The sequence below is a fragment of the Labilibaculum antarcticum genome (assembly GCF_002356295.1).
Classification (GTDB): Bacteria; Bacteroidota; Bacteroidia; order Bacteroidales; family Marinifilaceae; genus Labilibaculum; species Labilibaculum antarcticum.
In genome coordinates this window covers 5,122,906-5,136,539 of record NZ_AP018042.1, presented here as the reverse complement: position 1 = coordinate 5,136,539, position 13,634 = coordinate 5,122,906, and the positions used below count along the sequence as shown (strand labels likewise).

The following is a 13,634-nucleotide window of genomic DNA, read 5'->3' as shown; positions in this document are numbered from 1 at the left end:
TACTCTTAACTATGAAGTCTAAAAAAATAATTTTGACGATTACATTCATATTTGCTTCAATTCTTTATTTACATGCTCAAATTAATGTGAAGGGAACTGTTTTAGCTTTTGAATCCATTCCGATTGTAAATGCAAATATTGTTATACAAAATAGTGGCGAAAGCGTTAAAACTAATAATAAAGGTGAATTTACACTGGTTTGTAAGTCTAAGAATAAATTAATAGTAACTGCTAAAGGTTTCAAGGATAAAAAATATAAAATTAAATCTAAGGATAAAAAAACAGTCATTTTTCTTGAATTATCTAATGAACCAAAGGCTGCTGAAATTGCAATTGCAAATGGTCATATTTTAAAAATGACTGATTTTTTAAAATTAGTTGAAAAAAATGCAAAAAAGAACGATTTTTCGAGTTATGATAATGTGTTACAAATAATTAAAGCTAAATATCCTGGAGTTAAAATAGAAAATAATGAAATTACTATTAGGGGAGTAAAATCACTTAAAAAATCGAGTGCTGCAATAATTGAAATAGATGGCTCTATTCTCGATTTTAATGCCTTAGAAAGTATTCCAACTGCTACAATTGCAAGTATAGATATTCTTACGCCTTCGATGTCTGGAATGTATGGGTCAAGAGGAGCGAATGGAGTAGTCGTAATAAAAACAAAACAGGGAACAAAAAAATAACATTGGGGGTTCATCTAAAATAAAAGGCCATCAATGAACTGCACCCCAAAAGTCGGACACGACATTTGGGGTGCAGTTCACAATATGATGGACTTTTCTTATTTTCTAAAATAATCCTTCAACAGAAAGATATCGTTCTCCTGTATCGTAATTAAAAGTTAGAACACTTGCTCCGTTTTCAATTTCAGTAAGTTTTTTAGCAACGGCAGCTAATGAAGCTCCCGTGGAAATTCCTGCAAGAATACCTTCCTTAGTAGCTAATTCTTTTACTTTTGAAAAAGCTTCATCTTTTCCAACAGAAATAGTCCCATCTAAAATTTCGGTATTTAAATTTTTCGGTATAAAGCCTGCACCAATACCTTGTAATGGGTGAGGACCTGGTGCACCTCCAGAAATTACAGGAGAACCTTCTGGCTCAACAGCAAACACCTTAAGTTTTGGAAATTTAGCTTTTAAAATTTCAGCAACACCACTAATATGTCCTCCAGTTCCAACACCAGTAATAAGGTAGTCCAAACCATCAGGGAAATCAGCAATTATCTCTTTAGCAGTTGTAGTTCTATGAATTTCGATATTTGCATCGTTATCAAATTGAGAAGGCATCCATGAATTTTCATTGCTTGCGAGTAGCTCTTCAGCTTTTTGAATAGCACCTTTCATACCAAGTTCTCTTGGGGTAAGTACAAATTCAGCTCCATAAGCGGCCATTAAACTCCTTCTTTCAACCGACATGGATTCTGGCATAACCAAAATGATCTTATATCCTTTAACGGCTGCTACCATAGCTAGACCAACACCTGTATTACCAGAAGTAGGTTCGATTATTATAGATCCTTTTTTTAGTGATCCATCTTTTTCAGCCGTTTCGACCATTGATAGGGCAATTCTATCCTTAATACTTCCACCAGGATTAGATCTTTCCAATTTCATCCACACGTTCGAATTCTTATCAAAAATCTTATTTATTTTAACTACAGGAGTTTTGCCAATTCCTTCTAAAATATTATTTAATTTCATACAGCTACATTTTTTATATTTGGAAATTTATAATTTTACTTTCGTCAAGCTTCGTTCTAACCTTAGTTTCATGTTTGTGATAAACAATACTGTTCGACTCTACACTCGAAGTCAACCAAACGTTACCACCAATAATACTATTTCTTCCGATCACAGTTTCGCCACCCAAAATGGTCGTGTTTGAATAAATTATTACGTTGTCTTCAACAGTTGGGTGTCGTTTTTTCTTAGCCATGCTCTTTTTAACTTGCAAGGCACCAAGTGTAACACCTTGGTAAATCTTAACATTATTTTTAATAATGGCTGATTCCCCTATAACAACCCCAGTCCCATGATCAATAAAAAAAGATTCACCAATGGTTGCTCCGGGATGAATATCGATTCCTGTTTTGGTATGTGCATATTCACTCATTAATCGTGGAATTAAGGGAACATTTAAATGATAAAGAATATTGCTTATGCGATATACCAGAATTGCAAAAAAGCCTGGATAAGCAATAATTACTTCTCCTAGACTACTTGCAGCAGGATCAAATTTCTGAATGGCTTCCGCATCCAATAGTAGATCACGATATACCTTGGGTAAAGTTTTCATGAAATCATGCGTTATTTTTTCAAGGGGTGCCTCTAATTCATTTTTAACAGGAAGTAATAGTAATTTCAATATGGACTCTAATTGATAAAGCAGGGCCTCTTGCTCACAGCTACTATTTGATCTTCTGGCATTGATTGGAAACAGCGAATTCATAGCCTCTTCTACAAATTGTTGAGCTAAATCACGACTTGGCATATCGAATTCTGAATTTTTTCTTGAAGCTTGTAATTCCTCCATAACTTTGGACAAATAAGACATTGTTTTCTTGATTTAAAAGTGATCAAAACACATAAGATAATCTTATAACATATAAGAATCACCTAGCGCGATATTTTATTATTATGTAGTAGTTTATTCTTTATTACCAACAATAACAACCTAAATAACAACAGCAACAATAAATCTGATTGTTGTTATAGTTGATAGAAAAAGTATCTTGGGAATAATTTGGAGATTGTGATTTAATGGATTGCATAGCAAACACATCCGAAGAGACTCGGATTTTATAGTTGTTTGTGATATGCATTATTTCTCTTTCCATTTTGTAGTTTCGTAGTACAAACTTATAAAAAAAATCCTAATAAGGAGTTATAGGTCTTATTATTTCTGTTAATAAATTGTTATTTATTTTTTCAAAAAATAGTAGCTGTAGATCTATTTTATTATATTTATTATATAAAGCAGATTTAATGACGTACTATGAACTAAGCGGGTTACAAGTGTCTCACTTGTGGAAATCAAGACTACGAAACTAATGAATTCAGGGCAATAGGTGGAATTTTTTCTAAGATATTTAATGGTGAAACCAAGAAGTTTACCACTGTTAGCTCTACCTGATGTTCGTATATTGAAATGTATAAAGCTAGCGGCAGTCAATTCGTGAATATCTTTTGTTTTTTACGAATTAATACTGAAATCAGCCGTTTTTAAATCCTGATTAATAATTTTATTAGTAAAAGAAAACAATAAATAGCTGTGGATGAAAAAGAGATTACTTTTTGTTTGTATGGGAAATATTTGCCGATCACCGAGTGCCGAGGCAGTAATGAATGAATATATTGAAAAGTATCAATTGACTGATGAATTTGAATGTGATTCTGCAGGGACAGGAGCTTGGCATACAGGAGACAGAGCCGACGGAAGAATGAGAAAACATGCTTCGTTAAGAAACTATAATTTAACCAGTATTGCCAGACAATTTGATGCGGCAAGTGATTTTGATGAATTCGATCTTATTTTTGGAATGGATCAGCAAAATACAACTGATATTAAAGCTTTAGCAAGAAATAAATCTGATTTAGATAAGGTGAAGTTAATAACCGCCTATTGTACTCGTTATTCAAATTACAGCTCTGTTCCCGATCCCTATTATGGGGGAGATGATGGGTTCGAATTAGTGCTTGATATAATTGAAGATGCCTGTGAAGGCTTACTTAAAGATATAACATGAGAATTGAGGGCGTTTTTTCTAGAATTGAAGATTTAATCGGTCAGAAAATCACTGGTTTTAAATCTATTTCTGGTGGGAGTTTTGCTACTTCAAATCAAATTCGATTTGAAAATGGACAATACGCATTTTTAAAGACGGAACCGTACAATGAAGATGTATTTTTTAAAGAAGCGAACGGATTAAAAGAAATTCGTAAAACAGCTTGTATTCGAGTTCCTGAAGTGTTTTATGTCGACACAGATGTTCTCTTACTTGAATTTATTGAGGAAGGACATAAGAATAAGGATTTTTTCAGTCGATTTGGCACACAAATGGCAAATTTACATAAAAGGAGCGCAAGTAAATTCGGATTTAAGGAAGACAACTATATTGGTGCTACTCCTCAAATAAATAGTGCAACGAATACAGAGACTGTTAATTGGTGCGATTTCTATTATAATAAACGCCTGCTGTATCAATATAAATTAGCCGAAAGCAATGGTTTGGTTGGTAATGAATTAAAAAATGGATTTCTAATTTTAGAAGGTCGAATAGAAGAGATTTTAGAAGGAAGCGAAGAAAAACCAACTTTATTGCACGGAGACTTATGGAGCGGTAATTTTTTATGCGATGAAGATTCTAACCCATGCTTAATTGATCCGGCAGTTTACTATGGTCATCGAGAGGCTGATTTAGCCATGACTAAACTCTTTGGTGGTTTTAGTGATGATTTTTACAGATCTTATCAAAAAAAAATGCCACTTCCACAAGGCTATGATTACAGAGAGAATATTTACCTATTGTATCATGTTCTTAATCATCTGAATCTCTTTGGAAATAGCTATTACGGACAAGCAGTTAGACTTGTTTGGTCGTATCTTCATTAGTATTTCCAAAAAAAATATCAGTAATTTTCTTTTCGCCCCAATAAAAATGGATGTAGGAAGCTACAGTATTTTGTTTCCGAAACAACAGTGTATCTAATTTTTGATCTCTCGCCGAATAAATTTCTCCCACAGAGTATTTTAGTAATGGACTAAGAATTTTAGAATAATGAAATTCATGTCCAAAACAAATATTGTTATCAATATTAATTTTTCGATACCCCAATTTTAGTTTCATATTCTCCATAGTGGCTTTTTGCTCTAAATATCCTACCATTGGATATTCAATAGAATCTGAATCTATTATACTTTCGCATAAATACATCATTCCACCGCACTCTGCCAATACACGACCACCTTGTGAGCAATAGTTGTTAATTGCCTTTCGCATAGTAGTATTCGAACTTAATTCTTTAAGATGAAGTTCAGGATAGCCTCCGGCAAGGTAAAGCAGATCAGTAAAAGGTAATTCATGATCTTTAAGAGGGGAGAAATATGTTACATCTCCTAATTGTTCTAACGCTTTTAAATTTTCATGATAAGTAAAATTAAAGGCTTCATCCTTAGCAACCGTAATTTTTAGTTTCCCTTTTTGACTGATTTTACTTGTTCTTGGTTCTTGAAATTGAGTTGTCGAGATCTGAATTAATTTCTCTATGTCAACTGTTTGTGAGATATGTTCCGCAATATCTTCTATAATTGCGTCATACTGCAATGAATCAGAAATTTGCAAGCCAAGATGTCTGGATGGCAAATGAAGTTTATCGTTTTTAGGAACATAACCTAAAGGAGTTACACCTACATCTTCACAAGCATCTTTTAAAAATTGATAATGTGATTCGCTGCCAACAAAATTAAAGATAACACCGGCAATATTAATTCCCGGATAGAAATTTTTAAATCCATACAGTAATGGAGCAACAGAATAAGCAGTTGCCTTAGCATTAACCACAAGAATTATTGGAATATTTAATAATTCAGCAATTTGTGCTGAACTCCCCTCCATTTTCTTCGCCCCATCAAAAAGCCCCATAACACCCTCTACTACCGAAACGTCAGATCGACTTGAATATCTATGGTAAATCTCCTCAACGTGCTCATAACTGCTCATAAAGGTGTCCAGATTGATCGAAACATTGCCGGCAGCCCAGGCATGGTGTTTTGTATCTAAATAATCCGGGCCACATTTGAACGGTTGAACACGCAATCCTTTATTCTTTAAATAGCGTAATAATCCCTGGGTAATAGTCGTTTTTCCTGATCCACTGGAAGGAGCCGCAATTAAAAACTGTGGTTTTTTGTCCATTGTTAAGTTACAAAATAAGAAGTCAAAAAAGTTGAATAATCAAGGCATTAAAGCAAGAGGATATAACTCATTTCATGCTTTAACCATGTTTTTCAGAAAAGAATTAATTAGAAACAAAAACTGATAAGTCTTACGGTAGGAAAAAATCTTCAGCGAGTGATTCCAATACTTTATAGGATATTAATTTTCCGTTAGATTGATATTCTTCCACCCGAACTAAACCAACATTAATAGCATACCATTCAAATATCTTGGTTTTACTTTTATTGATTCCCCCGTAAGTAATTTTATCCGTTGAAATCTTAAAACAATTAAAGTTTCCTGCTGGAGTACTAATGTTTTCCATCGCATCTATCTTTCGATTAATAAGTAGAACATTCATCGACATCAAAACTGATCCTGTCCCTCGTAAGATACTGGCTTCACAACTCGCTTCAGGTAACATTTGTCCTATTCTAGGCCGAACAGGTATAGCAACGCTGTCTGATGAGATTTTAATTACCATTTTCTGATAGGAATCCAATTTTTTAGGATCAAGATATCTTTCTGATCCGATAAAAAAGATAGAATCCTTAGTAACTAATCTGAAATATTGATAAAATGTATTGTGTTTTCTTGTGGTAATCTCTGATTCAATATTGTACTGAATTAAACCATTCGATTTTGATTTACCAACCAATTGCCAAATTTCAGAATATTCTCTTCGATCTTTCGAGTCGTAGGATACGTATTTTATTCTAAAGTTTCTTTTAGAAGGTAAATATGTATTGTCTCTTTGTCCAAAAGAAGAGAGTGAAAATGATAGTAATATAAATATGGTGTAGAATATTCTCATAGACAAAATTTGATAGCTGAACTAGTTATTTTCAGTACTTAAAATTACATATAATCCTTTAAGTTGGAAACAATATTTTACATATTTCCAATAATTTTTAAAATCCATATAAATTAGCTTCCAAATTACTTATAAATAAAGAAAATATTCATCCTTCTATTTCAACCAAATTCACACTCAATCCACATTTAATCATCTTTAAATTATTCTAAATGAGAAAAGTGTTTTATACAGTTTGCCTGATATTATTATCTGGATTATTGATATTAGGTTCCAAAGATGATATTAATTTTAGTGAGCCACTTCAGAAAAGACACACAATACAACTATTCAAAATCAAGTAATAATCAAGCTATTTCAGGATAAGCACTTCCATCAGTTGAAGGAAGCTTGCCGAGAGGGTGTTCCTGACTTCCATCAAATTAATAGAAAGCCAATCGGTATTATCCCCCAGTTGATTCAATTGCTTGGAACAGTAAACTTGAAACAGCTACTCTTAAGCATAGTAATGATAAGCTGAATAATGATTTTTTCAGTCACAAATCTTTTAATGAGGGAACTTTCCTTGAGATAATAGGCGACGTAGGATCTATTTATTTCAGTGTATGTGAGAATATTGCAATGGGGTAACTTCCGAAGAAAGTGTATGGATGGATGGCTTACCAGCCAAGGATGCTGTCCCAAAAGTATATATTCCAGTATTACAGAAGTGGGAGTAGGAAGAGCTGGAAGTTATTGGACTCAGGATTTTGGAAAACCTAAGGTATAAAAAAACCACCCCAAGCGTTAATCAGGGTGGTTTTAATCTGTCTGTTTGAAAAGTTTTAAGTTTGTCTGTTATAAACTTAAATTAATTAATTATCGAAGCGATTATTCAGAAACAACGTCAAATTCGATATCAACTTTAACTTCTTTATGAAGTTTGATAGTTGCGGTATATTTACCGATCTCTTTAACAACGTCTTTGATTGCAATCACTTTTCTGTCAATTTCAAATCCCTTAGCAATTAATGCTTCAGCAATTTGAATGTTGTTAACAGAACCGAAAATTTTACCAGTAGTACTAGTTTTAGCACCTACACTTAAGGTAACACCTTCAAGTTTTTTAGCAACTTCTAAAGCTTCGTTCTTTATTTTTTCTTCTTTATGAGCTCTTTGTCTCATATTTTCAGCATTCATTTTCTTAGCTGATTCTGTTGCCAGAGTAGCTATTCCTTTAGGAATCAAATAATTTCTACCGTAACCGTTTTTTACAACTACGATGTCGTTCTTATATCCTAAGCTATGAATATCTTGTTTTAAGATTACTTCCATTTCGTTCCTCCTGTTTAAAGATTATTTCATCATGTCAGTTACGTATGGTAGCAATGCCAAGTGACGAGAACGTTTAACAGCTGTAGCTACTTTTCTTTGGTATTTCAATGAAGTACCAGTGATACGACGAGGTAAAATTTTACCTTGCTCGTTTAAGAACTTTCTCAAAAATTCAGGATCTTTATAATCGATGAATTTAATTTTGTTCTTTTTAAAACGACAATACTTTTTCTTTTTGATCTCAACCGATGGAGGGGTTAAATATCTAATTTCTGATTGATTCTGTGCCATAGCTTACTTCTCCTCTTTGTTAGATTTAAGTTTTCCTTTTCTTTTAATAGAATACTCAAAAGCGTGCTTGTCAAGTTTGAAAGTTAAAAAACGAATGACTCTTTCATCACGTCTGTAATTTAATTCCAATTTTTCGATAACGTCGCCTGGAGCATCAAATTGAAGCAATTGGTAAAAACCAGTGCTTTTCTTTTGAATTGGATAAGCCAACTTGCGCAGTCCCCAGTTCTCCTCATTAACCATCTCGCCACCATTCTCGATGACAAGGGCTTTAAATTTTTCTACCGCCTCCTTTACCTGAGCCTCAGATAAAACGGGAGTTACAATGAAAACGGTTTCATAATGATTCAACATAACTTTGTTTGTTTAATTAATTACTTATTAAGTAACTGTTCTATATTAAGGCGCAAAATTAACTATTCTTTTTTGATATTTCAAGAATACTAGGGTTTTATTGCGACATAGGATGCATATTATATTTAGAATCTATTTTAGTACCCATTCTTTCCTCTAAAAAATCGCTTTGTTCACTATCTCTTTTTTTTGTAACTTAAGACTAACGAACAATAAAACCAATAGCTATGAAGGACAGGATGATAACATTAGCAACTTATAGCTACTCCAGAGCACAGTTGCTTAAAACTCGTTTAGAATCAGAAGGTGTAGAATGCTTTCTGAAAAATCTCAATTTAATACAATCTGCCATTGGTGGAGGTGTAAAATTAAGAATAAAAGCACAGGATTTAACTCAGGCTCTTAAAATAATTGAAGAATTGGAATTGAGTTATGCTCAGGAGGATTTTGAAAAAGCCTTTCCTCAGCAAAAAATTGAAGTGAATCGTATTTTGGTTCCTGTCGATTTTTCTGATTTCTCACCTCGTATTTGCGAATATGCTATGAGTATTGCCAAGAAGTTTAATGCCGATATTTTATTGTTTCATACTTATTTCGCATCAGCAATAGAAACCATTCCATTCTCTGACAGTTACACCTACAATGCCACTGTTGTAGAAGTCCTTTCAGAAGTTGAGAAGAATGCAAAAGCAAGAATTAAAGAATTATATTACGATTTACGAAATAAATTGGAACTTGAAAAAATTGAAGGGATTGAAGTCGATTATGCCCTAAGTGGAGGAACTGCGTCTTCCGAAATATTAAACATTTGCAATACTTATAAGCCCGACTTAATGATTATGGGAAGTAGGGGAGAAACAGCCGGAACAACCAATCTTTTGGGAAGTGTAGTCACAAATGTTATTGAAGAAACGGAAGTGCCTATTCTGATATTGTCGGATCAAGGAGAGCTTGTTGATTTTGATAAGATTGATAATATCATGTATGCAACCAATTTTGATAAAGCTGATTTTAGGGCAATGGCCAACTTAAAATACATTACCAAGCCCTATGACATGAAAATTCATTGTGTTCACTTCAATGATATCGAAGAGGATAATATTATGGAGCAACACCAAATGGAAGTCATGAGAAAATATTTGAAAAGTACACTTGGTGAATCAAATGTTAGCTGCTCAATCATTCAGATTGAGGATAAAATGAAAGGCATAGAAAAATATGTGCAAGATAATAACATAGGTGCGATAGCTATTTTGGCTAGAAAGCATAATTTATTGGAACGTATGTTTTTTGGTCAGATGTCAAGAAAACTGTTCATTAAAACACACATTCCAATATTGGTTTTTCATTAGATTAATACAAAAAAAGACGCAATTCAATTGCGTCTTTTTCTTATATCATTTCACCTTTTAAGACGGGATCTGAACCGTCTTCCATATCGGTAATATTCACTTTATAGAATTTATTCTTTTGAATGTTAACTCCAGAAAACTGAACCGGAATATAATACTCCCCATATCCGCTGCCAATCTCACCATCAGTTTTTTCAACTAAAATAGTTTGCGTTTTCCCGATGAAACTTTTCCTGTAGTTATTTTTTATTTTGTCGGATAAATTCCGAATAATTTCACTCCTTTTAGTTTTTATTCTCTCATCAATCTGTTCGGGCATTCGCTCAGCTCTTGTCCCTTTTCTAATAGAATATTTAAAAGTATGCACATGGCCAAAATTCAATTCTTTAATCGCATCACAAGTTGCGGAAAAATCATCTTCAGTTTCATTTGGGAAACCAATAATAATATCTGTAGTGATGTTAAAATTAGGATTGATAGATCTCACCTTGTTTACAATTTCTTTAAAACGTTTAACCGTATACATTCTTCTCATTTGAAGCAGGATGGGTTCTGAACCACTCTGCAAACACAAGTGTAAATGCGGTGTCATTTTCGGATGATTTAAAAGGCTTAAGAATTTATTCCCAAAACCATCTGGTTCTATTGAGGAAATTCGAAGCCTAAATTCACCATCCAAATCTAAAATTTGTTCAACTACATCGTCGAATTTGTAGCCTTCAAACTCATACCTACCAATGTTTACGCCTGTTATAACGATTTCTTTTGCTCCTTGTGCAATTACTTCTCTTATATTGGTAAGAATATCCTGAATCGGTCTGCTTGCCGCTCTTCCTCTAACTGAAGGAATAATACAAAAGGTGCAAAAATTATCACATCCATCTTGTATTTTAATCATGCTCCTGGTGTGAAACCCCTTATCTGTAGACCCATATGAAAATAAATCAGCATTTAATTTCGAGGGGTGAATAATCTCTCCTTTAAAATGTGCTTCCACTAGGGAAAACACAGATGTTTTCTGATCATTCTCAACCACATAATTTATTTCTTCACGATTTTCTAATTCTTCTTTAGCATTATTGGCCATGCAACCAGTAACTACAAGAACCGAATCTTTATTCCGTTTGTTCGCTTGATTAATGAAATTCCTCGATTTATGATCACTTTGATGAGTTACTGTACATGAGTTAATTACATAAACATCTGCGGGATCATCAAACGAAACCAGTTCATAATCGTTTGCTTGAAACTGAGATGCCAAAGCATCCGTTTCATATTGGTTCAATCTACACCCTAAGGTCTTAAAGGCCACTTTTTTCACGCTACACTTTCTTTTATTATTACCAGTTCACCTTCAACTGAAAAATCAGCTGTCGATGTAATTTTAATATCCACAAATTCTCCAATTAGACTCTCATCCTGAGATAAAAACCGAACGTTAATTCTTCCTTCCGTTAATCCGGCAAGGTAACCATCATGCTTCGCCTTGCCTTTCACCAATAATCGAAAAGTTTTACCCACCATGGTCATATTGTAATTTTTCGAATGAATTTTTAAATCCTTCGTTAAAATATGATGTCTTTCTTTCTTAATATCCAGACTTACATCGTCGAACCAACGATGACTTAAGGCACCTGGCCGCGGAGAATAAACAGCAATATAAGCCATATTGTATTTGAATTCCTCCATTGCTTTTCGGGTATTTTCAAACTGCTCATCACTCTCACCGGTAAAACCAACAATGATATCTGTAAAGAGGGTAGCCTCCGGAATTAACCTTTTAATAGTGTGAACAATTTGACGGTATTTCTCCATTCCATGCTTGCGATTCATGTGGATAAGTACCTTATCATCCCCAGATTGAACAGGCAAGTGAATTTGCTTTGCTAAATGTTTATATTGAGCAATTACTTCGATAACTTTGTCAGTCATATCGCGCGGATGGGGAGAGGTAAAATAAACCCAAAATTCCTTTTTCAATTCATTTCCTAATTCTCCAACTTTACGGAGTAATTCTGGAAAATCAATTTCATCGCCTTTTTTATCCAGACCATACGAATTAACATTTTGTCCAAGCAAAGTGATAGACTTATATCCTTTTTCTACCAAACTTTTAACTTCGTCAACAATTTCGATTGAGGGCCGAGAAACTTCACGACCTCGGGTATAGGGTACCGCACAGAACGAACAAAACTTATCACAACCATTTTGAATAGGCACAAAAGCCTCAAAATCTGAAGTATAGTGAGGTTTAACATTCCAAAATTCTGAAATGTTTTCGTTCTGAGAATCAAAGCCTTGTTGCAAACCAACAGGAGTTGTAATCCCATACTGCTGAATCATTTCAGGTAATTTAGGTAGATCTTTCATTTGAAAAATCACATCAAATAATTTGAGAAATTTATCAAAATCGGAAGGTAATATACAACCAGAAACAAATGTGATTAGGTTACGTTTATCTTTCCATTGATTCCATTTATGAATTTTGGAGTATACTTTGTCGATGGCTTTTTGGCGGACAGAACAAGCCAAAATTCCTATTAAATTTGCTTCTTCTTCATTATCAGTCCACCGATAACCCATATTCTCAATTACCGAACGAACTCTTTCTCCATCCGAAGCGTTCATTTGACATCCCAATGATACAAGATGATATTTCATTTTAAAAATTTTCTTAAAAGTAAACTTCTGTATGGATAGGGCCTAATGAAATACCTTGTTTTTCAAGAATATCATAAACCTCATAAATCATATGGCAATTACCGCACAAATAACAAACAGTATCTGAGGGTATTGGATTTTTCAATAAGTAATCCGTTACTCTGCCATGGTAATTTCCGGATTTATCTCGAGAAGTACATAGTATATATTTTCCATTCGCATAACTTTCTTTTTCATATGCTTCCTCTTCAATACGGACACCATGAAGCACTTGGAAATCCATTTCCGGATGTGTTTTTACAAAACTGTGAATTGGTGATATTCCGGTACCGGTGGCAATAAATAAAAATTTTTTTTCTCCAATTTCTGATTCCTCTAATGAGAAATGACCAAAAGGCCCATCAACATCCAGATAATCGCCAACTTTACATCGTTTTAGTTTTTTTGAAACCAAACCGTTTTCCACTTCTTTAATTAACACTTCCAGAAAAATATCATCTTCGGAGCTATATATGGAATATTCCCTTCGATCAATACTACCCGAAAATCCCAGAGTGATGTATTGACCGGTTTTAAATGTGAAATCTTTTTTCTCCATTCTGATAATGTAAGTGGAGTCGGTAAGATTTCTGATTTCAATAACTTTTTGTGATCTCATTCTTTATTTATTCAAATTCAATTATTCCATCAAAACTTAGTCTTTTTAAGAAAAAACCGAGACTTTGTTTTATGTGGAATCATTACAAATAAGCAAGTACAAAAAAAGACAAAATCCATCGAATAAACAAGCATATTAGGATCTTTAGATCTTAATTAACGGAAATTACGATCGAAATCAATAAATTCGAGAAAAAGGACCTTCTTTTGTCCAGATTACTTACTTATTTGAAATCAATAATAATGCTAC

14 protein-coding genes and 1 pseudogene are annotated in these 13,634 nt (G+C 33.5%); 5 read left to right on the top strand and 10 right to left on the bottom strand.

The window, feature by feature from the left end; genetic code table 11:
- The first annotated feature begins 11 nt into the window (after positions 1 to 11).
- Positions 12 to 689, top strand: a complete 678-nt coding sequence (locus tag ALGA_RS20585) for a carboxypeptidase-like regulatory domain-containing protein (RefSeq protein ID WP_096432512.1) — start codon at positions 12 to 14, stop codon at positions 687 to 689.
- Between the two features lie 105 nt (positions 690 to 794).
- Here ALGA_RS20585 and cysK read toward each other — a convergent pair whose 3' ends face one another.
- Positions 795 to 1,706 carry a cysteine synthase A gene (gene cysK, locus ALGA_RS20580; RefSeq protein ID WP_096432510.1) on the bottom strand — a complete coding sequence of 304 codons (912 nt, stop codon included), beginning with the start codon at positions 1,704 to 1,706 and terminating at the stop codon, positions 795 to 797.
- Between the two features lie 13 nt (positions 1,707 to 1,719).
- Positions 1,720 to 2,559 (bottom strand): serine O-acetyltransferase EpsC, encoded by an 840-nt coding sequence (gene epsC, locus ALGA_RS20575; protein WP_096432508.1) that lies wholly within the window; start codon positions 2,557 to 2,559, stop codon positions 1,720 to 1,722.
- Between the two features lie 471 nt (positions 2,560 to 3,030).
- On the opposite strand from epsC, the pseudogene ALGA_RS23705 reads away from it, so the two are divergent.
- From ALGA_RS23705 to ALGA_RS20560, 3 genes and pseudogenes are all read left to right on the top strand, one after another.
- Positions 3,031 to 3,138: pseudogene (locus tag ALGA_RS23705) on the top strand (zinc ribbon domain-containing protein); the annotation flags it as partial.
- 142 nt (positions 3,139 to 3,280) lie between these two features.
- Positions 3,281 to 3,751, top strand: a complete 471-nt coding sequence (locus ALGA_RS20565; protein ID WP_197705636.1) for a low molecular weight protein-tyrosine-phosphatase — start codon at positions 3,281 to 3,283, stop codon at positions 3,749 to 3,751.
- Positions 3,748 to 4,617: a fructosamine kinase family protein gene (locus ALGA_RS20560; RefSeq protein ID WP_096432506.1), complete on the top strand. Its 870-nt coding sequence runs from the start codon at positions 3,748 to 3,750 to the stop codon at positions 4,615 to 4,617. The genes ALGA_RS20565 and ALGA_RS20560 overlap by 4 nt, the downstream gene beginning before the upstream one ends.
- Here the strand turns inward: ALGA_RS20560 and ALGA_RS20555 are convergent.
- The 5 genes from ALGA_RS20555 to rpsF all read right to left on the bottom strand — a co-directional run bounded on the left by ALGA_RS20555 (position 4,589) and on the right by rpsF (position 8,714).
- Positions 4,589 to 5,920 carry a cobyrinate a,c-diamide synthase gene (locus ALGA_RS20555; RefSeq protein WP_096432504.1) on the bottom strand — a complete coding sequence of 444 codons (1,332 nt, stop codon included), beginning with the start codon at positions 5,918 to 5,920 and terminating at the stop codon, positions 4,589 to 4,591. The genes ALGA_RS20560 and ALGA_RS20555 overlap by 29 nt on opposite strands.
- A 130-nt stretch (positions 5,921 to 6,050) precedes the next feature.
- Entirely contained in the window at positions 6,051 to 6,755 is a 705-nt protein-coding gene (locus tag ALGA_RS20550; protein ID WP_096432502.1) for a TapB family protein, read from the bottom strand.
- Between the two features lie 870 nt (positions 6,756 to 7,625).
- Positions 7,626 to 8,069 (bottom strand): 50S ribosomal protein L9, encoded by a 444-nt coding sequence (gene rplI, locus ALGA_RS20545; RefSeq protein ID WP_096432500.1) that lies wholly within the window; start codon positions 8,067 to 8,069, stop codon positions 7,626 to 7,628.
- A 21-nt stretch (positions 8,070 to 8,090) separates the two neighbouring features.
- Positions 8,091 to 8,360, bottom strand: coding sequence for a 30S ribosomal protein S18 (rpsR, locus tag ALGA_RS20540; protein ID WP_096432498.1), 270 nt, complete (start codon positions 8,358 to 8,360; stop codon positions 8,091 to 8,093).
- A gap of 3 nt (positions 8,361 to 8,363) precedes the next feature.
- Entirely contained in the window at positions 8,364 to 8,714 is a 351-nt protein-coding gene (rpsF, locus tag ALGA_RS20535) for a 30S ribosomal protein S6 (RefSeq protein ID WP_096432496.1), read from the bottom strand.
- A 227-nt stretch (positions 8,715 to 8,941) separates the two neighbouring features.
- On the opposite strand from rpsF, the gene ALGA_RS20530 reads away from it, so the two are divergent.
- A complete protein-coding gene (locus ALGA_RS20530) occupies positions 8,942 to 10,066 on the top strand; it encodes a universal stress protein (protein WP_096432494.1) in 1,125 nt (374 codons plus the stop codon).
- Positions 10,067 to 10,106: 40 nt separating this feature from the next.
- On the opposite strand, the gene mtaB is transcribed toward ALGA_RS20530, so the two are convergent.
- The 3 genes from mtaB to ALGA_RS20515 are packed head-to-tail and all read right to left on the bottom strand — an operon-like array spanning position 10,107 to position 13,385.
- Positions 10,107 to 11,387 (bottom strand): tRNA (N(6)-L-threonylcarbamoyladenosine(37)-C(2))-methylthiotransferase MtaB, encoded by a 1,281-nt coding sequence (mtaB, locus tag ALGA_RS20525; RefSeq protein ID WP_096432492.1) that lies wholly within the window; start codon positions 11,385 to 11,387, stop codon positions 10,107 to 10,109.
- Positions 11,384 to 12,727, bottom strand: coding sequence for a tRNA (N6-isopentenyl adenosine(37)-C2)-methylthiotransferase MiaB (gene miaB / locus ALGA_RS20520; RefSeq protein ID WP_096432490.1), 1,344 nt, complete (start codon positions 12,725 to 12,727; stop codon positions 11,384 to 11,386). The genes mtaB and miaB overlap by 4 nt, the downstream gene beginning before the upstream one ends.
- 13 nt (positions 12,728 to 12,740) lie before the next feature.
- On the bottom strand, positions 12,741 to 13,385 hold the full coding sequence (locus tag ALGA_RS20515; protein WP_096432488.1) for a ferredoxin--NADP reductase: 645 nt from the start codon (positions 13,383 to 13,385) through the stop codon (positions 12,741 to 12,743).
- Between the last annotated feature and the right edge of the window lie 249 nt (positions 13,386 to 13,634).